The organism is Streptomyces sp. NPDC002467, from assembly GCF_042889825.1.
Lineage (GTDB): Bacteria > Actinomycetota > Actinomycetes > Streptomycetales > Streptomycetaceae > Streptomyces.
The window spans coordinates 362,193-382,885 of record NZ_JBIARJ010000001.1; the positions used below are offsets into that span (position 1 = coordinate 362,193).

Annotated in this window: 16 protein-coding genes; 6 read left to right on the forward strand and 10 right to left on the reverse strand. The window is 71.8% G+C overall.

Annotated elements, in window-relative coordinates:
• The first annotated feature begins 26 nt into the window (after positions 1–26).
• Positions 27–1,202 (forward strand): DUF418 domain-containing protein, encoded by a 1,176-nt coding sequence (locus ACFYYJ_RS01725; protein WP_389127707.1) that lies wholly within the window; start codon positions 27–29, stop codon positions 1,200–1,202.
• 13 nt (positions 1,203–1,215) lie between these two features.
• On the opposite strand, the gene ACFYYJ_RS01730 is transcribed toward ACFYYJ_RS01725, so the two are convergent.
• The gene (locus ACFYYJ_RS01730; RefSeq protein ID WP_385128594.1) at positions 1,216–1,521 is read right to left on the reverse strand and encodes a protease inhibitor I42 family protein; all 306 of its coding nucleotides are present in this window, start codon (positions 1,519–1,521) and stop codon (positions 1,216–1,218) included.
• 31 nt (positions 1,522–1,552) lie between these two features.
• Positions 1,553–3,445: a C1 family peptidase gene (locus tag ACFYYJ_RS01735; protein WP_385128595.1), complete on the reverse strand. Its 1,893-nt coding sequence runs from the start codon at positions 3,443–3,445 to the stop codon at positions 1,553–1,555.
• Between the two features lie 296 nt (positions 3,446–3,741).
• Here ACFYYJ_RS01735 and ACFYYJ_RS01740 point away from each other — a divergent pair, with 296 nt between their 5' ends.
• Positions 3,742–5,349 (forward strand): PKD domain-containing protein, encoded by a 1,608-nt coding sequence (locus tag ACFYYJ_RS01740; RefSeq protein WP_389127710.1) that lies wholly within the window; start codon positions 3,742–3,744, stop codon positions 5,347–5,349.
• 30 nt (positions 5,350–5,379) lie between these two features.
• Here the strand turns inward: ACFYYJ_RS01740 and ACFYYJ_RS01745 are convergent, their stop codons facing one another.
• Positions 5,380–6,489, reverse strand: a complete 1,110-nt coding sequence (locus tag ACFYYJ_RS01745; protein WP_385128597.1) for an FAD-dependent monooxygenase — start codon at positions 6,487–6,489, stop codon at positions 5,380–5,382.
• Positions 6,490–6,672: 183 nt separating this feature from the next.
• Between ACFYYJ_RS01745 and ACFYYJ_RS01750 the strand changes: the two genes are divergently transcribed.
• The gene (locus ACFYYJ_RS01750) at positions 6,673–7,653 is read left to right on the forward strand and encodes a TetR/AcrR family transcriptional regulator C-terminal domain-containing protein (protein WP_389127712.1); all 981 of its coding nucleotides are present in this window, start codon (positions 6,673–6,675) and stop codon (positions 7,651–7,653) included.
• Between the two features lie 62 nt (positions 7,654–7,715).
• Positions 7,716–8,939, forward strand: a complete 1,224-nt coding sequence (locus tag ACFYYJ_RS01755; protein WP_385128599.1) for a DUF1266 domain-containing protein — start codon at positions 7,716–7,718, stop codon at positions 8,937–8,939.
• Between the two features lie 84 nt (positions 8,940–9,023).
• Here the strand turns inward: ACFYYJ_RS01755 and ACFYYJ_RS01760 are convergent, their stop codons facing one another.
• The 6 genes from ACFYYJ_RS01760 to pdhA form a co-directional block, all read right to left on the reverse strand.
• Complete coding sequence (locus ACFYYJ_RS01760) at positions 9,024–11,792, reverse strand: PKD domain-containing protein (RefSeq protein WP_389127714.1); 2,769 nt, start codon at positions 11,790–11,792, stop codon at positions 9,024–9,026.
• A 163-nt stretch (positions 11,793–11,955) separates the two neighbouring features.
• Positions 11,956–12,732 carry a hypothetical protein gene (locus ACFYYJ_RS01765; protein WP_389127716.1) on the reverse strand — a complete coding sequence of 259 codons (777 nt, stop codon included), beginning with the start codon at positions 12,730–12,732 and terminating at the stop codon, positions 11,956–11,958.
• 38 nt (positions 12,733–12,770) lie between these two features.
• A complete protein-coding gene (locus ACFYYJ_RS01770; protein WP_385363805.1) occupies positions 12,771–13,709 on the reverse strand; it encodes a GNAT family N-acetyltransferase in 939 nt (312 codons plus the stop codon).
• A gap of 120 nt (positions 13,710–13,829) precedes the next feature.
• Complete coding sequence (locus ACFYYJ_RS01775) at positions 13,830–15,248, reverse strand: dihydrolipoamide acetyltransferase family protein (RefSeq protein ID WP_389127717.1); 1,419 nt, start codon at positions 15,246–15,248, stop codon at positions 13,830–13,832.
• 12 nt (positions 15,249–15,260) lie between these two features.
• The gene (locus ACFYYJ_RS01780) at positions 15,261–16,241 is read right to left on the reverse strand and encodes an alpha-ketoacid dehydrogenase subunit beta (protein WP_389127719.1); all 981 of its coding nucleotides are present in this window, start codon (positions 16,239–16,241) and stop codon (positions 15,261–15,263) included.
• The gene (gene pdhA, locus ACFYYJ_RS01785) at positions 16,241–17,440 is read right to left on the reverse strand and encodes a pyruvate dehydrogenase (acetyl-transferring) E1 component subunit alpha (protein ID WP_389127720.1); all 1,200 of its coding nucleotides are present in this window, start codon (positions 17,438–17,440) and stop codon (positions 16,241–16,243) included. The genes ACFYYJ_RS01780 and pdhA overlap by 1 nt, the downstream gene beginning before the upstream one ends.
• 326 nt (positions 17,441–17,766) lie before the next feature.
• Between pdhA and ACFYYJ_RS01790 the strand changes: the two genes are divergently transcribed.
• Positions 17,767–18,429, forward strand: coding sequence for a response regulator (locus tag ACFYYJ_RS01790; RefSeq protein ID WP_384587384.1), 663 nt, complete (start codon positions 17,767–17,769; stop codon positions 18,427–18,429).
• A gap of 152 nt (positions 18,430–18,581) precedes the next feature.
• Positions 18,582–18,998 carry a pyridoxamine 5'-phosphate oxidase family protein gene (locus tag ACFYYJ_RS01795; protein ID WP_389127722.1) on the forward strand — a complete coding sequence of 139 codons (417 nt, stop codon included), beginning with the start codon at positions 18,582–18,584 and terminating at the stop codon, positions 18,996–18,998.
• Between the two features lie 76 nt (positions 18,999–19,074).
• Here the strand turns inward: ACFYYJ_RS01795 and ACFYYJ_RS01800 are convergent, their stop codons facing one another.
• A complete protein-coding gene (locus ACFYYJ_RS01800; protein ID WP_385366292.1) occupies positions 19,075–20,616 on the reverse strand; it encodes a protein kinase in 1,542 nt (513 codons plus the stop codon).
• Between the last annotated feature and the right edge of the window lie 77 nt (positions 20,617–20,693).

Genomic DNA, 20,693 nt, shown 5'->3' on the forward strand with positions numbered 1-20,693 from the left:
GCCGCGCCCGCCGGGACCCTGAAGTCATGGCCGACACACTCCTCGCCGGCGCGGACCGCACGACGACCGCCCGGCTGCCGCTCCTCGACGTCCTGCGCGGCGCCGCCGTACTCGGCACGCTCATGACCAACGTCTGGATCTTCGCCTCCCCCGGCTCGGAATGGAGCGTCCTCCAGGGCGGGCTCACCTCGCCCGACCCGGTCGCCGACCCCTCCGCCGCCACCGTCGCGGAGAGCGTCTTCCGCTTCCTGGCCGACGGCAAGTTCCTGTCCCTCCTCACGATCCTGTTCGGGGTCGGCCTGGCCATCCAGTACGACTCCGCCGCGCGGCGGGGCGAGTCCTGGCCTGGGCGGTACCCGCGCCGGGCCGCCTTCCTCTTCCTGGAGGGCACCGTCCACTTCCTGCTCGTCTTCGCCTGGGACGTGCTGATGGGGTACGCCGTCACCGCCCTCCTCGTCGCCTGGCTCCTGGCCCGCTCCGAGCGGGTGCGGCGGGTCGCCCTGTGGACGGCCGCGGGGCTGCACCTGGCGCTGGTCGGGCTGGTGACCCTGGGGGACCTGGCCAAGCCGGACTCCGGCCCGAAGACCCCCGACCCCGAGGCGGTACGGCTGTACGCCCACGGCGGCTGGGCCGACCAGATCGTCTTCCGGCTGGACCACTTCGCCGCCCTGCGCATCGAGCCCGTCTTCTCCTTCGGGCTGCTCGTCTCCCTCTTCCTCCTCGGGGTCCGGCTGCACCGCGCCGGCGCCTTCACCCCGACCGCCGCCGGGCGGCGCGTCCGCGTCCGGATGGCCGCCTGGGGGCTGGGTCTCGGGCTGCCGCTGGGCGCGGCCGCGACCCTCGGCGGCCAGGACTTCTTCGTGCTCGGCCGCTACGGCATCGCACCGCTGATCGCGGTCGGGTACATCGGCCTGATCGGCACCGCCCTCGACCGTTTCGCGGTGCCCGGCGCGAAGGCGCTCGGCTCCGTCGGACGCACCGCCCTGTCCTGCTACGTCGCCCAGAACCTGCTCTGCGTGCTGCTCTGCTACGGCATCGGCCTGGGCCTGGCCGAGCGCCTCGGCGGCAGCGGCCCCTGGTGGGTGATGGGCCTGTGGGCGGTGGTGTCCCTCGCGCTGGTCGCCGGCTCGGGGCTGTGGCTGCGCCGCTTCGAGCGGGGCCCGCTGGAATCCGTACAGGGGTGGGCGCTCGGGAGGCGGTGACCCCCGCCCCGGCTCAGGAGGCGGTGACCTCCACCTCCAGGACGAACTCGTCGTACGGGGCCTCCTGCGGGTACGGCGGCCGGACCTGCGCGAAGCGGATCCGGGCCCGCCCGCCGGGACAGCGGCCGCGGACCACGTACGTCCGCTCCAGGGCGGCCCCCGGCAGCACCCGCACCGGGGCGGGAGCGGACTCGGTCACCGAGACGGCGTCCTCGTCGCCGGTGACCTGCCAGGTCCACACGTACCCGCGCGCCCCGCGCCCCGCGAGCCTCAGCTCGTACGACTCGCCGGCGGCGAGCGCGACCTCGCGTACTTCCACCCGCACGACCTCCCGGCTCCGGCCCAAGGCCTCACACGGGGCCGATCACCGACCCCTCGTGCCAGCCCGCGCCGTCGCGCCACCAGTGCTGGAGGGTGCGGTCGGTACGCAGCACGATCACCTCCAGGTTGAACCCGAAACTGCCCTGGAGCATCCCGGTGACCGAGGCGACGTCGTGCCCGAAGACGGCGCCGCGGGTCCAGGCGGCCCCGGAGGCGTTCCCCCGCCACCAGTGCTCGACACGGCCGCCGGCCACGGCCACGCACAGCTCGTAGTTCCCGGCGGTGTCCTCGTCGGCGGCTCCGTACTGGGCCTCGATCAGGCAGGGCGCGGAGACGGCCGCCGTGCCGCTGCCGAAGACCTCCCCGGGCCGCCAGGCGAAGCCGTTCGGATCGTCGCGCCACCACAGCTGCATACGGCCGTCGGTGCGGGCGGCGACCAGGTCGAGCCGGCGGCCGCGGGTCTGGACGAGCGCGGGGCCGTAGTGGGCGATGCCGGAGGCGAAGCGGCCGCCGTCGTTCCACGTCCAGGGGGCGCCGTTGATCCGCCACCAGTGGTTGAGGCGGCCGTCCGCGGTCCGTACGACCACCTCGAAGTTGCCCGGCTTGCCGTAGTCGCTCTGGATGAAGGCCGGGGTGGACCCGACCGCCGCGTCGCCCGGCCCGAAGGCCCCGCCGTCGCGCCAGACGCGGGCCGACTGCTCGTAGTACCAGTGGCGCAGCCGGCCGCCCGTGGTGACGTGCAGGGACTCCATGTTGCGGTTGTAGGTGGTGCCGGTGAAGGCGGGCTGGCCGGAGGCGTCGTTCGCGAAGACGCCCCCGCGGGCCCAGAGGAAGGGGGAGTCTCCGTCCCGCCACCAGTGCTGGAGGCGGGCGCCGGTGGTCGTCCCGAGCAGCTCGAAGTTGCGGTGGGCGCGGCCGTTGCCGCTCTCGTAGACGTTGCCCGCGTGCAGGCGGCGCTTGCTCCAGGGGTCGATGTTGGTGCCGCGCAGACCGCACTTGGCCCAGTGGTCGATGTTGACCTCGCCGTACGCGATCCGGCCGTAGCCGCCCACGTGGTAGCCGGTCCCCCAGGAGTTCTTGAACAGCCAGCAGCCGGCCGCGTCGTCGTACCCGACGATCAGCACGCAGTGCCCGCCGGCCAGGTGGTCGCTGGTGCGGTGGTAGACGCCCGCCCCCAGCGCGAAGAAGTCGTCGTACACGTCGAAGCAGGCGGTGAGCGGGCCGACGGTGTCCAGCCAGACCTTCTGCTGCTCGACGTCGCCGAGGCGGACGTAGTCGGTGATCCGGACGGTCCGCCCCGAACGGTCCCAACTGGGCGTGTACTCGGCCCGCCAGGCGTCGCGGCGGGAGGCGGGCAGCCCGTCCGGCGGGACGCTGTACGGCCAGCAGTCCGGGTCGGCGAGCCCGCCGTTGTCCCTGACCCAGTCGAGCGCGGTCTCGGGATTGGAGCCCTGCCCGCAACTGAACCGCAGACCGTCGTGCACGTCCCCCTCGGAGCGCTCCGCCCACACCCCGTGCTCGATGCGGGCCATCGACTCCACCAGGCCGGCCGCGCCGAAGGCCCAGCAGGAGCCGCAGGGGTTCTGGTCCTTGACCTTGGTGAGCCACGGCCATCCCCAGCGGCTGCGCCAGTCGACGGCGGCGGGCCGGGCGGCGGCCGTGGTCGGCGCGCCCGGGATCAGCCCGTGGGCGGCGCGGCGCCGGGTCAGGTGCGCGTTGCCGCTCGCGTGCCCGATCAGCTCGCGCAGATCGACCGCTCCCGCCTCCTCGGCGGGCGTCAGGTTCGCCCCCGGCTCCAGACCGAGCGAAGGCCTCGGTACGGGCTCCTCGTCGGCCAGGTGTTCCGAGACCGACCACCGTGCCCCGCGCGACGCGAGCCGCGCCCTCAACTCCCCTGCGGACAGGACGTGTTCCTCCGGCATGACGCCCCCCAGCTGCAACCGTTCGAATGCCAGACCCGGGAGCGTCCCCCCGGGCACGGGGGCCGTCAAGGGGGTCGGCGCGGTCGCGCGGGGGCACACGGGGGCACGTACGCGACGGGGCCGATCCGAGGTCCGCACGCGGCCCAATCCCCTTTGCCTCGCCTGTGCGGATCTGTACTCTGAGCGGGCTTTCGAACTCGTTCAATGAGTAACTGAAAATGGGGGGGCCGGTGCGCAGTCGCCGACTCATGGTTTCAGCCGCCTTCATCGCGGCAGGTGTTGGTCTCGTACCGGGCATGGCGCAGGCCGCCGGTCCGGCGGCGCCGGGGGGCTCCGTTCCACCGGCTTCGGTGGCCGCCGACGGGACCGGGGCGTTCGACAGCCCGGGGGACCGCACGGTCCGGACGGCTCTGCCCGGCAACACGGCGGCGGGCAAGCCGGCGCAGGCCTCGGCCGAAGCGTCGAACCTCGAGCTCTACATCAGCGGTGACATCAAGTCCGCCCGCGGGATGTCCCTGAACATCAACCTCTACAACGGCGTGCGCGTCGAACACAAGGTCACCATCGACTGGGGCGACGGCACCACGGAGACGGTCACCGCCCTCGGCGGTGAGATCGTGGGGGACCGGAGGCACACGTACCCGAGGCCCGGCGACTACCTCATCACCGTGACCGCGACGGACACCGTGAACCAGGTCCAGGCCGTCAACCAACTCCCCTTCTCGACGGCCGGTTCCTTCTTCGCGCCGCACGCCCCCACCCGGCTGCTCGACACCCGGGCGGGCATCGGCGCGGCGAAGGCCAAGGTCGGCCCGTACTCGCCGGTCCGGTTCAAGGTCGCGGGCAACGCGAAGGTCCCGGCGCGGGCGGCCGCGGTGGTCCTCAACGTCACCGTCACCAACACCACCGCCGGCGGCTACGTCTCCGCGTACCCCGGGGGCACCAAGCGGCCGGAGTCCTCGAACCTGAACTACGTCGCGGGCCAGACCGTCCCGAACCAGGTGATCGTGCCGATCGGCAAGGACGGTTACGTGGAGCTCTACAACGGCGGCTGGAACGCGGCGGACCTGATCGCGGACGTGACGGGCTACTTCGACCGTTCGGCGTCCAACGGCTACTCCTCGCTCGATCCGGCCCGTCTGGTCGACACCCGTGAGGGCCTCGGTGCGTCGCGGCGCCAGATCGCCGGCCAGAGCGCCATCGGCGTGCAGATCACCGGCAAGGGCGGCGTCCCGGCCGGAGCGACCGCCGTGGCGCTCAACGTGACCGTGACCAATCCCCGGCAGGCCGGGCACCTGACGGTCTTCCCGAGCGGTCAGACCGCTCCGACCACCTCCAACCTCAACTTCGGCGCCGGTCAGACGATCGCCAACTCGGTCATCATCCCCATCGGCGCCGGCGGAAAGATCGACATCCGCAACGGAGCCTGGGACGGAACCGATGTCGTCGTCGACGTCGTCGGCTACTACAGCCCCGACAGCAAGGCGGCCTTCACCAGCACGAGGTCCAGAAACACCAGCGCCCCTGTGCGGCTCATGGACTCCCGTCGATGGACGGGCTGGCCGTGCCTCGCCGGCGGCTACATGGAGATGAACATGGACTCCATGAACCGCGGCGGGCTCCCCATCGAGGCGTACGTCCTGAACGTCACCGTCACCAGCACGACCGGTCCGGGGTACCTCTCCGTCTCCCCCGACCCGTACCCGCAGGACGCGTACCGGAACGGGCGCCCGGTCCCGCCGCCGCGGCCCGGCTCCTCCGCGCTGAACTGGACCGCGGGCGCGAGCGTCCCCAACCTGGTCCAGGCGAAGCCGGGCCCGTACGAGCTGATCGACTTCTGGAACCAGAGCAACCGGGAAGCCCACTACATCCTGGACTGGCTCGGCGAGTACGACACCTACTGATCCCGCCCGCGGCGCTTGACCCCGGCCGCGTCACGCGTCCAGGGAGATGGCGTTCTTGGCCCGGTCGACGGATTCCTCCGAGGCCGGGCCGCCCGGGTTCTCCGTGGCCAGCGCCTGGTTGGCGGCGACGAACGGGCGCATCCGGCGCTCGTAGGCGGCGTACGCGGTGCGGTGGTCGCCCCGCGCCGTGCCGAGGCAGTCCGCGAGGACGTACGCGCCCACCAGGGCCAGGCTCGTGCCCTGCCCCGAGAGGGGCGACGGGCAGTACCCGGCGTCCCCGAGCAGGGTCACCCGGCCCTTCGACCACCCGTCCATGCGGATCTGGGCCATGGCGTCGCAGTAGAAGTCGGGCGCCGTGCGTGCGGCCTCGGCCAACCGCGCCCCTTCCCAGCGCAGGGCCCCCAGCCGGCCGACGACGAGCGCGCGCAGGGCCCCGGGCTCGCGCAGGTGGTCCGGGAGCGGGCCGGACTCGAAGCCGAAGGCGACCCTGAGCTCGGTGTTGTCGCGCACGGGCATGATCCCGAAGCCCGCGTCGCCGTCGCGCAGCCACAACTGCCAGTCGTCCAGGCCCGGGAAGTTCTCCGCGGTGAATACCGAGAGGTGGCTGCCGAGGTGGTGGGTGAAGGACTCCTCGGGGCCGAAGGCGAGCCGCCGCACGGTGGAATGGAGCCCGTCGGCCCCGACCACGAGGTCGAAGGTACGGGAGGGCCCGCGGGCGAAGTCGACGCGCACGCCCGTCTCGTGCTCCTCGATGGCGGTGATCGTGTCGTCGAAGAGGTACTCGGCGTCGTCTCGGGTGTGCTCGTGCACCATCCGCACCAGGTCCTCGCGCAGCACCTCGATGTCCTCGCCGTCGAGCCGCCCGCTGCTGAAGGTGGCCTCGGTGGAGCGGTGGACCTCGTTGCCCTCCGGGTCGAGGACCGACATGCCGCGCATCCGGGTGCGGACGCCGCTCAGCCGCTCCAGCAGGCCCATCCGGTCCACGACGTCGAGGGCGACACCGCGGATGTCGACGGCCTGGCCGCCCGCGCGGGGCCCCGGGGCGCGTTCGACGACGGTGGGACGCAGGCCGCGGCGGCGCAGCCAGTGTGCGAGCACGGGGCCGGCGATCCCGCCACCCGAGATGAGTACGGTCTGCATGGCATTTCCCCTTCGACGTGTGGAGCTACAGCTGTTCGTACGGTGTACGCAGGACTGAACGTACGGCGCACGCGCAGCCGCTTCAACTGCCCAAATTCCGTTCCTGTACTAGGGCAGTTACGCCGCGAGCGCGATCACCGCTGCTACCCTCTGCACTAGTACAGGACAGAGAGGAGACGGCACGTGACGAAGGCCACAGGGGCGGGGGCGGCCGGGGATCCGCCGTACCTCCGCATCGTCGCCGAGATCCGGCGGCGCATCGCCGAGGGCGAGCTCGGGCCCGGGGACCCGGTCCCCTCGACCCGACGGATCGCCCGCGAGTGGGGGGTCGCGCTCGCCACCGCCACCAAGGCGCTGACCACCCTCCGCCTGGAGGGGCTCGTCGAGACCCGGCCCCGGACCGGCACGGTCGTCGCCGGAACCGCGACCGCGCCTCGCAGGCGTCCGTCACCCGCCCCGGACCCCGAACGGGAGCTGAGCCTCGACCGGATCGTGCGGACCGCCATCGACGTCGCCGACGCCGAAGGGCTCGCCGCGCTCTCGATGCGCGGGATCGCGGCCCGGCTCGGGGTCGCGCCGATGTCGACGTACCGGTACGTGCCGAGCAAGGAGGACCTCGTCCTGCTCATGGCCGACGCGGCGTTCGGCGAGGAGTCCTACCCGGCCGAGGCGCCCGGGGACTGGCGCTCCCGCATCGAGCTGAGCGGGCGGACCCTGTGGCGCCTGTACCGCAGGCACCCGTGGCTGGCCCAACTCGGCTCGCTCACCCGCCCGTTGCTCGCGCCGAACCTGATGGTCCACGGCGAGTGGGTGCTGGGCGCGCTCGACGGGCACGGCCTCGACCCGGAGACGGTGTTCGACATCCACGTGCTGCTCTACAGCCACGTACAGGGTCTGGCGGCGCACCTGGAGACGGAGGCGCAGGCGGAGGCCACGACGGGCCAGTCGGAGGAGCAGTGGATGGACAGCCGCGCCGGCGCGCTCGGGGACCTCGTGGCGTCCGGTCGCTTCCCGGTGTTCGCCAAGGTCGTCGGCTCCTTCGAGGACGGCTACGACCTGCGACTGGACAAGCTCTTCGAGTTCGGCCTGAAGGCCCTCCTGGACGGCCTGACACCCGTCATCGAGGGCCGATCTCCCGGCGGACCTGCCGGAGGCCCGGGTTGACCATCGCGGGATGGACCCCGACGGCCGAACTGGTGATCGGTGGGCCCGGCTAGGGTTTGCGCATGGGGAACTGGACCGCTCCGAGCGCCGTGGAACGAGAATTGGCAGAGGCCAGGGCACACGGCGACTGGCCCGCCTTCTTGGACGCCCTCTCACTCACCGAACTCTTCGTCCCGCAATCCCGCGCGTACCAGGACGCGCATCCCGACTCCATCCGACGGGAGCGCACCTACTTTCCCCAGATCGCCGCCGAGGCCTACGTCGCCTTCACTGCCGGCATGCTCCCCGCCCCGACCTCCGAGCTGGTCTTCGAGCGCACGACGCTCGGCTGGTGGATCGACGCCTATCCCGCCGGCGGGCCCCCTTACCTGGCCGTCAATCCCGGCACCCCCTTCGAGGTCTTCCTCCCCGCCACCCCGGCCCACCGTGCCACCTGGGCCTACCACTTCGACCGCAAGCCCCGCTACGCCGGCCAGGAGTACAACAAGGTCCACGCCCTCCACGTCGGTGGTCCCCTGCGCGGGCCCGTCGCGTTCGGGCTGGCCTGCGGCGCACATCTCTCCGTCCGCAACGGGATGTTCTGGAACGCCATCGGCTACCACGGCGAGGGCTACACGAGGGAGCGCGAGAAGCTCAAGGACTCGTGGGGCGTCACCACCCGCGAGGAGTGGTTGCGCAGCACCGAGCGACTGCTGAACGCCGACATGGTCAGCCCGGTGTGGGAGTTCGCGCTCCGCGTCCGCTCCTCCCTGGCCAGGGACTTCGCCGGGCCGGTGGAGATCGAGCACTGGCGGCACGCCACCGAGGCCACGCTCCGGGCCAACGCCGAGCGGGCCGGCGAGCCCCGCATCACCCTCGACGGAGTCACCGTCGCAGAGCCGCGCCCCACCGCCGAGATCGAGGGCGAGATCGCGGGTGTGCAGCGGGTCATCGGCCGGATCGCGCGCTACGAGCAGCGTTTCCGGGCCGACGGGCTTCTGAGTGACAACAAGTACGTGCGATCAGTGGAGGCCTGGGACTACGGCCGGGCCTCCCAGATGGCCCGCTGGGGCCTGGGCGCCCGCTTCGGCAGCCTCGCCGAGACCGAGGACGCCGTCGTACGGGCGGGCAAGGTCTGCCGGCTCGCGTACCGCTCCTGGGAGGACCTCTCCGTCGGCTTCATCCTCGGGCGCTGCCTGCAGTTCGACGAGGAGGAGTACGGGCACTGGTACGAGGAGATGGCCGCCGCTCACCGCGCGCTGATGACCGATCCGGGCAGTCCCTGGCTCAACCTCGCCTGGTCGTGACGAGGACGAGGCGTCCGGCCGCGAGCACTGAGCCCCGGCCCCCGCGTGGTGCGCGGGGACCGGGGCTCCGGAAGATCGGGCCGATCAGCCCTGGGTGAAGTAGCCCAACAGGTCGGTGATCACGTGCGTCGAACCGCCCCAGGGGCCGTTGTAGACGCTGATCCTGCCGTCCCCGACCGGGGTGGTCACGTGGTTCGGGACCGTGACCCCCGGAAGGGTGTTCAGGCTGCTCGCGTTCGGCCGGGCGGCCCCGAATCCGTACGCCGTCAGGTAGCCCGCACCGGCGGACTCGGTCGCCGTCAGGTTCACCACGGCGCCCACCGCGCCGGCCGGCACGCCCGCCGCCGTCGTGGTGGCGCCCTGGGCGAGCTTGCCCGTGTCCCGGGTGTCGGCCAGACGCTTCGGCACGACCGGCGTGAACAGCGCCTTGCCGTCCTTGCCGTAGAAGCCCACCACGTCGACGACCAGGTGCGTCGAACCCCAGTGGTTGTAGAGGGTGATCGTGCCGTTCGGGCCGACCGGGACGATGGCCTGGTTCGACTTGGCCTTGCCCGGCTCCGGGTTCAGGTTCGAGGTCGCCGGTCGCTTCGCCGGATCCGGGTAGGCCGTCACGAACGTGCCGGCCGTCGTGTCCGTGCTGGTCAGGTTGAGCGCGACCGCACTCGCACCGGCCGGGATGCCGGCCGCGCCCGCGACCTTCACCGTACGGGTCTGACCGGCGCCCAGCGCGCCGCCCGCCTCACGGGTGTCGGCGAGCCGCGTCGGGCTGACCGGGCTGAACTTCTGCCCGACGTTGGGCTGGTAGTAGCCGACGAAGTCCACGACGAGGTCCGCTTGGCCCGCGTTGAGCGTGAACCACGCCTGTCCGAGGGCGCTGACCGGGACGGTGACCGTGTTGGACGCGGTCGTGCCGGCCCGGACGTTGAGGTTCGAGGTCGAGGGGTTTTCCTGGGCGTACGGCGTCACCGCGACGAACGCGTCCTGGGTGGGGTTGGTGACCGTCACGTTGAGGACCACCGAGGCCATGCTGCCGGACATGACGTGCCCCGGCAGGTTGATGCCGACCGGGAGGAGCGTCGACAGCGGCACGCCACCGCGCAGCGGACCGCCGGTGGTCCGGGTGTCCAGCAGGCGGAACGGCTCGGTGGCCACGTAACCCGACGCCGCGTAGTCGACACGGACGTTCCGGCTGACCTCGGACTTGGTGCCCTTCGAGTCGTAGAGGGTGAACGTCACCTGGTAGTCGCCGGGCCGGCTGTAGGTGTGATCGAAGGCGCGGTCCATGTGGTCGCTGTGGTCCCAGGCACCGTCACCGAAGTTCACGTACACGTCCGTCACCGGCCACGGTGCCGCGGTGGCGGGCCGGGGGTCGACCGTCATGGTCAGGGGCGCGATGCGCCGGATCGGGTCGTCCGAGGTCGGCAGCACCGGCGCGGAGGTGAAGCCCGCCGTCAGCGGGCCCGGTGCGGTCACCTTGGTCGTCTGCTCCGCGGCGACCTGCTTCCCCTCGGCGTTGAACGCCGTCACCTTGACCACGCACTCGCACGCAGACGCGTAGACGTGCGTGGCGCTGCGCTCCTTGGTGACGAACGGAGCCGTCCCGGCGCCGAAGTCGTAGCGGTAGGTCAGGGCGTCGCGCCACTTGTTGTCGGGAAAGACCTTGGCCGTCACCGGGGTGCCGGCCGGCGCCCAGGGCTGGTCGATCTCCAGCTTGACGCCGCGCAGATCGTCCTGGGTCTCACGGGCACCGCGGTCGATGAAACCGCCGTCCTTGCCCGTGTTGGGCACGCGCGGGTCGTCCGCGGTCGGGTAGCCCCACTTGTCCGTGGGCAGCACACCCGGCGCCGTCGGGTCACCGGAGTCGATGGTCGGGGAGCCGTCCACCCCGTCCACCACGCCGAAGGGCCCCGGGACGAGGATGTCGTGCGCGCCCTGCCCGGTCGCGGCCTTGAGCGCCTCGGCGGTCTCGTAGGCGGTTCCGGCCCAGCTGTAGGCGTTCAGAGCACTGTTGGCCCCGTCGATCAGCAGGTTGTAGTCGGCGCGCGTACCCGCCACAGCGCTTTCCGACACCGAGATGCCGGTCATCCGCTTGTCGATCGTGCACGGGACCCACTGAACCGGATGGACGAGGTTGTTGAACACGGCGGACCCGGCGGAAGTGCCACCGAGCGAAATGGTCGGCGTGCACGCGCTGAGGTGGAGGGTGTTGTTGGTGACCACCGTGCCGGGTGCGTCCACCGCCGTGACCGGCGGCTCGGCGTAGGCGCGGATGAGGTTGCGGCCGAGGACGGTCCCCCGGGAACCGCCTTCGATCCGGACTCCGGTCACATCGCTCCGGGTGAGGCGCACGTCGGTGCTCGCGCCGCCGACCACGACGCCGTAGTCGCGGGCGGTCATACGGTCGAGTTCGACATCCGTGGAACCGCTGACCGTGACGGGTCCGTTGGGACTCAGTTGGCGGATCACCACGTGGGAGGCACCGCTGACGGTCAGGGGCTTGTCGACGCCCGTCGCCACCGGGATCGGGATGCCGCTCTGGTCCAGGACGCGCTCGGCGACGAAGGCGATCGGCTTGCCCGGTTCGCCGGAACGGTCGACGGTGACGGCCTCGTCGTACCGCTTGCCCGGCTTGATCTGCACGGTCTGGCCCGGCCGCACGGCCTTGGCCGCCGCCGAGATGCTGCAGAAGGGGACGGCTTGCGTACCGGCTCCGGTGTCGGAGCAGTTCGAGCCGTCCTGGTTGTTCACGTAGAGGTTGGCCGGGGCCTCGGCCGCCGCCGCAGCGCCGGCGGGAGCACCGAGAAGGGTGACGAGACCTGCGGTCAGCAGGGCCGTCGCACGGGTGGGACGCACCAGAAGGGATTCCTTCGCGAAGAGAAGACGTGGAGACACGAAGGACCCTGCGGCGCCGCACGACTGGTAGACGTCCTGTTCCCCCAGCGACAGTCGGGCGCACGCGACCCCCCGCGTACTCCGATCATCATGCAATGTCCGAAAGCCGATGTCATCCCTCACCTCAGGGCAAAAGCGGACGGACCGCCTCCCACGCGTCCACCGCCCCCGCCAGCGGATCCCCGTCCGCGAGGTGCGGACGTACGAGGACCAGCCACGGGATCAGGAACTTGACGCGCCTCAGGTGCAGGATCTCCGCGGCCGGCAGGTCCCGCCAGACCCGCCCCCGCGCGGCGGCCTCCGCCGGGGTCAGGTCGATCAGCGCCAGCAGCTCCCGGCAGAGCTCCACCGGGTCGCCCCCGCGTTCCGGACCCGGGCCCGGGCCGAAGGTGCGGATCAGGTAGCCGCGTACGTAGGCCACCTCGGGCGCCCTGACCAGGTCGCTCGTCCCCTCGGCCCGTGCGCAGCGGTACACCGCGGCCAGCGCCACCCGGCCCCAGCGCAGCCGGATGCCGTCCGCCAGCCGCTCGTCCTGCATGCGCGAGCCGGCCATGACGCGCAGGGCGCGCGGCGCGGGCTCGTCCAGCAGCGGCGGATCGGTGCCCAGCCAGGCCTCCAGGTCGGCGAGCGCGTGCCCGTCGGGCGGTACGGAGGTCAGCACCTGGCCTCGGCTCAACAGTCCGACCACGGCCCCCGTGAGGCGGACCGTCGCGGTGTGCCCGGCGTCGAAGGAGCCGACGGGTCGGCCGTACCGCTCGATCCCGCGCAGCCAGAGCCGGAGCTCCCCCACCGCGTAGACCTGCCCGGCCCGCGCGACCCCGCCGACGCAGCGGACGACGCACACCCCGCCCGTGACGTCGGCCTCCTCGACGGAGTACACCTGCAGTTCGGCGAATGGCACCCCGACCCCCCTTCGGGTCGGAGGCTACCGGGCGCGGCTCAAGCCCCGGACGGCTCCTCCAGGACGAGGCGGATCTCCGTGACCTCGTACCCCGCGCGGTCGAAGGCGGCGGCCATCGGGACGTTGACCGTGTCCGTGGTCGCGGTGATCCGCTCGGCGCCCTCGGCCGCGTGGAAGCGGGTGATCTCGGCGAGGATCTCGTCGATGAGGCCCCGGCCGCGCTGCTCCGGTACGACGCCCAGATAGCCGACGTTGCGGTGGTACGGGGTCGCCGAGGGGATCGCCATGCCCGCGAGGGTCCCGTCCGGGAGGTCGGCCAGGCGCCACCAGGAGCGCTCGCCGGGGCAGTCGAGGTAGAACGCGACGTCCTCGCGGGCCAGCTGCTCCGCGTCCATCGACCGCAGCTCGGCCTGGGTGTGCAGGTCGAGGCTGCCCGAGGACAGCCGGGCGAAGGCGTCCAGGAACTCCTCGTCGGTGCCCTCGCGGAAGACGAGCCGGCCGGTGGGCTCGGGGGTACCGGCCTCCGGGGTCCACTCGTAGCGCAGCCGCTCGATCCCGTTCGTCAGGCCGGCGGCGCCCGCGGCCTCCGTGCGCCAGGCGACCGCCGCGGCCAGCTCCGGGTCGGTGCGCCAGTCGCGGGGCAGCGACACGTTGTAGATCGGCAGGTTCCCGAAGGCGGCGTGCCCGGCGGCGAGCAGCCCGGCGGCGACGGCGGCCGGGTCGGCCACCGAGGAGCGCACCTGAAGGCAGTCGAGGGCGATGGGCCGCTCGCTGTCGGCGCGCCCCCACCACAGGGCGCGGGCGAGGACCTCTCCGTCCTCGTCCTCGGCGAACCAGATCCACTCGGCGCGGAATCGGTTCCCCGCGAGCTCCTCACGGATCCGGTCGGCGGTCAGGGCTGCGACGGGGCCGTCGGCCGGATAGGCGAGGGCGCGGTCGATGTCTGCGGGGTCTGCGGTGGCAGCGCGAAAGAACATCCGGCGATGATCACACGGTCGCACCGCGCCGGCCGGCGATTTCCCTCCTCGGGGGAGGACGCCGACGGCCGGCCTCCCGGAAGGAGACCGGCCGTCGGCTGGTGCGTGTCGTGCGTGCCGCTACGCCCAGGTGATCAGGCGGCGCGGGTGTTCCAGGACCGCCGCGATGTCGGCGAGGAACTTCGAGCCCAGCTCACCGTCGATGAGGCGGTGGTCGAACGACAGGGCCAGGGTGGTGACCTGGCGCGGCTTCACCTTGCCCTTGTGGACCCACGGCTGGAGCTTGATCGCGCCGACCGCGAGGATCGCGGACTCGCCGGGGTTCAGGATGGGCGTACCGGTGTCGACGCCGAAGACGCCGACGTTGGTGATGGTGATGGTGCCGTTCTGCATGTCGGCCGGGGAGGTCTTGCCGTCGCGGGCCGTGGCGACCAGCGAGGACAGGGACTCCGAGAGCTCGCCGAGCGTCTTGGCGTGGGCGTCCTTGATGTTCGGGACGATCAGCCCGCGCGGAGTGGCCGCCGCGATGCCCAGGTTGACGTAGTGCTTGAGCACGATCTCCTGGGCCGCCTCGTCCCAGGACGCGTTGACGTCCGGGTTGCGGCGGATGGCCACCAGCACGGCCTTGGCGATCAGGAGCAGCGGGTTGATCCGCAGACCGGCGAGGTCCGGATCGTCCTTGAGCTCCTGGACCAGCTTCATCGTGCGGGTCACGTCGAGGGTGATGAACTCGGTGACGTGCGGCGCGGTGAAGGCGGAACCGACCATGGCCTGGGCGGTGACCTTGCGGACGCCCTTGACCGGGATACGGGTCTCCCGCGCCGACGGCTCGACCGCGAGGGCCGGGGCCGGGACGGCCTGGGCGACCTCGGCCGGAGCCTGCACCGCCGCGGCGGCCGGTACGGCCTGCGGGACGATGGCCGCGGCGGCCGCCGCGTGGACGTCCTCGCGGGTCACGACCCCGCCGTCGCCGGTGGGGACGACGGCGGCCAGGTCGATGCCGAGGTCCTTGGCGAGCTTGCGCACGGGCGGCTTGGCCAGCGGACGCTCGCCGGCCGGCTGCGCCGGGACCGCGGGGAGCACCGGGGCGGCGGGAGCGGCCGGGGCGGCCACCGGAGCCGTGCCGTTCTGCGCGGGCGCACCCGCCGGCGCCTTGCGCGGGCGGCGCTTGGTGGAGGCGGTGGAAACGCCGTATCCGACCAGGACGGGCTGGCGCGCCTCGGCGGCCGGCTCCTCGGCGGCGACGGGGGCGGGCGCGGCGACGGCCGGGGCCGCCTCCGCCGCCGGGGCGTCGCCGCCCGCGGTCTGCACCGAGATGATCACCTGGCCGACGTCGACGGTGACGCCCTCCTCGAAGAGGAGCGCGTGCACGACGCCGTCGAAGGGGATCGGCAGCTCGACGGCCGCCTTCGCCGTCTCGACCTCGCAGACGACCTGACCGTCGGTGACGGTGTCACCCGGCTGGACGTACCACTTGAGGATCTCGGCCTCGGTGAGGCCCTCGCCCACGTCGGGCATCTTGAATTCGCGGATGGTCATGAACGTGGCTCCTCAGTACGCCAGCGAGCGGTCGACGGCGTCGAGCACCCTGTCCAGGCCCGGCAGGTACTCGTCCTCCAGGCGGGCCGGCGGGTACGGGGCGTGGAAACCGCCCACGCGCAGCACCGGCGCCTCCAGGTGGTAGAAGCACCGCTCCGTGATGCGCGCGGCGATCTCGGCGCCCACGCCCAGGAAGACGGGGGCCTCGTGGACGACGACCAGCCGGCGGGTCTTCTCGACCGACGCCTGGATCCCGTCGAAGTCCACCGGGGACATCGAGCGCAGGTCCACGACCTCGACGGACTTGCCCTCCTCGGCCGCGGCGGCCGCCGCCTCCAGGCAGACCTTCACCATCGGGCCGTAGGCCGCCAGGGTGACGTCCGCGCCCTCGCGCGCCACCCGCGCCTTGTGGAGTTCGTACGGGATGGCCTCGGTGTCGACCTCGCCCTTGTCCCAGTAGCGACGCTTCGGCTCGAAGAAGATCACCGGGTCGTCACTGAGGATCGCCTGCTGGAGCATCCAGTACGCGTCCGAGGCGTTCGACGGGGAGACCACCTTGAGGCCCGGGACGTGCGCGAAGAGCGCCTCCGGGGACTCGCTGTGGTGCTCGACCGCGCCGATGCCGCCCGCGTAGGGGATGCGCACGACGACCGGCATCTTGATCTTGCCGAGGGCACGCGCGTGCATCTTCGCGAGCTGCGTGACGATCTGGTCGTACGCGGGGAAGACGAACCCGTCGAACTGGATCTCCACGACCGGCCGGTAGCCGCGCAGGGCCAGGCCGATGGCGGTGCCGACGATGCCCGACTCGGCGAGCGGGGTGTCGATGACCCGCTCCTCGCCGAAGTCCTTCTGCAGGCCGTCGGTGATGCGGAAGACACCGCCCAGCTTGCCGACGTCCTCGCCCATGATCAGGACCTTCGGGTCCTGCTCCAGGGCCTTGCGCAGCGATTCGTTGAGCGCCTTCGCGATCGACATCTTCTCGACAGCCATCAGTGACCCTCCTCGAAGGACGCGAGGTAGGCGGCGAACTGGGCGCGCTCCTCGTCGACGAGCGCGTGCCCGTCCGCGTAGACGTTCTCGAAGATCGCCATGGTGTCGGGGTCGGGCATGGCGCGCACGACCTCGCGCACCCGCTTGCCCAGGGTCTCGCTCTCGGCTTCCAGCTCCTCGAAGAACGCCTCGTCGGCGCCCCCGGAGGCCAGCAGGTGGGCCTTCAGGCGCAGGATCGGGTCCTTGGCCTCCCAGGCAACCGTCTCCTCGTCCCGACGGTACTTCGTCGGGTCGTCGGAGGTGGTGTGCGCGCCCATGCGGTACGTGAACGCCTCGACGAGGGTCGGGCCCTCTCCCCGGCGGGCCCGGTCCAGCGCCCAGCGGGTGACGGCGAGGCAGGCGAGGACGTCGTTGCCGTCGACGCGGACGCCCGGGAAGCCGAAGCCCGAGGCGCGCTGGTAGAGCGGCACGCGCATCTGGCGCTCGGTGGGCTCGGAGATCGCCCACTGGTTGTTCTGGCAGAAGAACACCACGGGCGAGTTGTAGACGGCGGAGAAGTTGAAGGCCTCCATCACGTCACCCTGGCTGGAGGCGCCGTCGCCGAAGTAGGCGATGACCGCGGAGTCCGCGCCGTCCTTGGCCACACCCATCGCGTAACCGGTCGCGTGCAGCGTCTGCGAGCCGATGACGATCGTGTAGAGGTGGAAGTTGTTGGTGTTCGGGTCCCAGCCGCCGTGGTTCACGCCGCGGAACATGCCGAGGAGGTTGGTCGGGTCGACGCCGCGGCACCAGGCCACGCCGTGCTCGCGGTAGGTCGGGAAGACGTAGTCGTCGCTGCGGAGCGCCCGACCGGAGCCGATCTGCGCGGCTTCCTGGCCGAGGAGCGAGGCCCACAGGCCCAGTTCGCCCTGACGCTGGAGCGCGGTCGCCTCACCGTCGAAGCGGCGGGTGAGCACCATGTCGCGGTACAGCCCGCGCAGGTCCTCGGTGGTGATGTCGGCGACGAAGGATGCGAACTCGGCGTTCGCCGCGTCGTCGACGCGAACCCCTTCGGGCGTCAGCAGCTGTACGAGCTGAGGTTCAGCGTCCTGCGTCTGCGCGGTGGCGGCGGCGGGCTTCGCGGCGCTTGCCGCGCCTGCCGCCCGCTTGGTGCCGCTGCTGCGTCGCGGCTTGCGCGCGGCAGTGCTCTCCACGGTCACTTGGTGCTCCTCCGTCGGTCCGGCACCCGGGTTCTCCGGGGTCCAGTGCGGCTCACCTCGATCCGTACCAGCGCACGGGGTGGGTGCGCTTCACGTACGGGATCAAGGCGTGACAGGTGCCCCGGCGCGTGCCCTGCGCAATGCACGTTACCCAGTGCGCCGCATAACTGCGAAACCCCGTTTGACCTGCGTTTTTGCTTGGATTTCCAAGTAAATCCGCAGTGGCGGGAACAACCACTGGTCACAGCCTTGCAGGGGCCGGGAACAACGGCACGTTATCCCGGGTAACTCCGGCAGGGAAGGGGTGAGTGTGTGAAACTGACTTCGTGCGCGAAGACGGAAAAATCAAGGTATTCCTCCTGGACGACCACGAAGTGGTACGTCGGGGCGTCCATGAGCTCTTGTCGGTCGAAGAGGACATCGAGATCGTCGGCGAAGCCGGTACGGCGGCGGACGCGCTGGTCCGCATCCCGGCCACCCGCCCGGACGTGGCCGTGCTCGACGTGCGCCTCCCGGACGGCAGCGGCGTGGAGGTCTGCCGCGAGGTGCGCTCCCAGAACGAGGACATCAAGTGCCTGATGCTGACCTCGTTCGCCGATGACGAGGCGCTGTTCGACGCGATCATGGCCGGGGCCTCCGGTTACGTCCTCAAGGCGATCCGCGGCAACGAGCTGCTCAGCGCCGTCCGCGACGTGGCGGCCGGCAAGTCCCTGCTGGACCCGGTGGCCACCGCCCGGGTGCTGGAGCGGCTGCGCGACGGCAAGAACGGCAAGGGCGACGACCGCCTGGCCAACCTCACCGAGCAGGAGCGCAAGATCCTCGACCTGATCGGCGAGGGCCTGACCAACCGCGTCATCGGCGAGCGGCTGCACCTGGCCGAGAAGACGATCAAGAACTACGTCTCCAGCCTGCTCTCCAAGCTGGGCATGGAGCGCCGCTCCCAGGCAGCGGCCTACGTGGCCCGCCTCCAGGCCGAGAAGCGGAACTGACCCCTCGCGGTCCGGCCCGCCCGATCACACGGCGCGACGCCCCGCGGTCCGACGGATTCCACGGGGCGGGCCGTTCCATTCGGGACCAACGTCCCCGATCATGGGGGCGGCCTCCTCTTCCCGGCACGCGGTCGGTACCCGAGAGTGGGGGCATGTCACCGGAGGAACTCCACGCCATCGAACTGCTGCGCCAGGTGCCTTACGGCCGGGTCGCCACCAGCATGCGCGCGCTGCCCTTCCTCGCCCTCGCCCGCCACATCGTGGTGGACGGCAAGGTCGTCCTGAGAATGCACGCCGGCTTCGGCCACCACCAGGCGTGCAACGGCAGCGTGGTCGCCTACGGGGCGGACAACTTCAATTCCCGGGACCGCAGGCTGTGGTCGGTGCAGTTCACCGGAACGGCCGAGATCGTCGAGCCGACCACGGCCGAACTGGAGCTTTTCGGCCCGGGTCCGCATTTCGTGGACGGTGAGGTCTTCGACCCCGTCTACATGCGCATCGAACCCCAGTTCGTGACCGTGCACTCGCTCGCCGGGAATCCGGACCGCGAATACCAGCACGCCCTCTGACGCGCCGGTATCCCGTCCCTCGCCGAACTCCCGGAACTACCGGAACTACCAGAACTACCGGCCTCCCGAGCTACCGCTATTGCGGCTCGTTCACCCGGCCCGGGTCGGCACCGTCGCTCTTCGACGGCGTGGGCGTCGGCGTCGGGGTGGTCTTCGACGGCGTGGGCGACGGCGAGGTGCTCTTGGACTCCGAGGGCGACGGCGAGGCCGACGCCGACGGGGTGGTCGACGGGGTGCTGCTCGGCGTCCGGCTGCGCGTCGGGGCGAGCGAGGACTCGTTGGACGAGGGCGTGTTCTCCGAAGCCTGCTGCGACGGCGGGTTCGCCGACGCCCCGGGGGTGTTCTGCTGGCCGCCGGGCGAGCTCTGCTGGACGGCGGGGGGCTTCCCGCTCTCCTTCTTGGTCACGTTGTTGACGGCGTACGCGACACCGCCCGCGACCGCGATGATCGCCAGCACCGCGAAGAGCCACATCTTCCAGCGGCCGCCGCCGCGGTCGTCGTAGCCGTCGTAGCCCCGGCCCGAGACGCCCGGACCGCCGCCGGGGAAGGCGGAGCCGTCGTCCGGGTTCAGCCCCGGCACCATCGGCTGCTGGAACTGCGAGGTCATCGCGTTCGCGGCGTAGGCCGGGCGGCCGCCCGTGCCGCCCACGGGCATGGCCGTGGTCTGGGCCGCGCCGCCGCGCCCGTGCGGCAGGGCCATGGTGACCGGGCCCGTGTTCCAGGTGCCGGTGCCCGGCCCCTGGTCGTGCAGCATCTGAAGCGCGTACTGGACCAGGCCGCGCATCTCCTCGGCGCTCTGGAACCGGTCGTCCGGGTCCTTGGCGAGGGAGCGCATGACCAGACCGTCGAGCTCCGGCGGGATGCTCTGGCCCTCGGGCAGCTGCGAGGGCGGCACCGGGGCGTCCTGCACGTGCTGGTAGACCACCGACAGCGGGGTCTCGCCGGTGAAGGGGGGCCGCAGGGCCAGGAGTTCGTACAGCAGGCAGCCGGTCGCGTACAGGTCGGAGCGGTGGTCCACGGCCTTGCCGAGGGCCTGTTCCGGCGACAGGTACTGCGGGGTCCCCATGACCATGCCGGTCTGGGTCATCGTCGACTGCGCGCCGTGCAGGGCGCGGGCGATGCCGAAGTCCATCACCTTGACCGCGCCCGCGTCCGTGATGATCACGTTCGCCGGCTTGATGTCACGGTGCACGATGCCGTGCTGGTGCGAGTACGCCAGCGCCTCCAGCACGCCGGAGACGATGATGAGCGCCTGATCGGGGCCCGGGGCCTCGGCGCTGAGCAGCAGGTCGCGGATGGTGCGGCCCTCGACCAGCTCCATCACGATGTACGGGACGGTGTTCGGTCCGACCCGGTCCTCGCCCGAGTCGTACACGGCGACGACGGCGTGGTGGTTCAGTCCGGCGACGGACTGCGCCTCGCGCGTGAAGCGGGCCTTGGACACGGGGTCCTCGGCCAGGTCGGCGCGGAGCAGCTTGACGGCGACGGTGCGGCCCAGGCGTACGTCCTCGGCGGCGAACACCTCGGCCATGCCGCCGCGGCCGAGCCGGTGCGTCAGCCGGTAACGGCCGTCTCCCACCAGGCCGCCGGCGCCCCAGTGCTCAGGACCATCGGTCATCCCGGCGCCGTTTCCCTCGGGTTCGGGTGCCATCAGTCCTCGCCGTCGTCTCTCTTGGCCGCTGCTGGGCGGTAGTC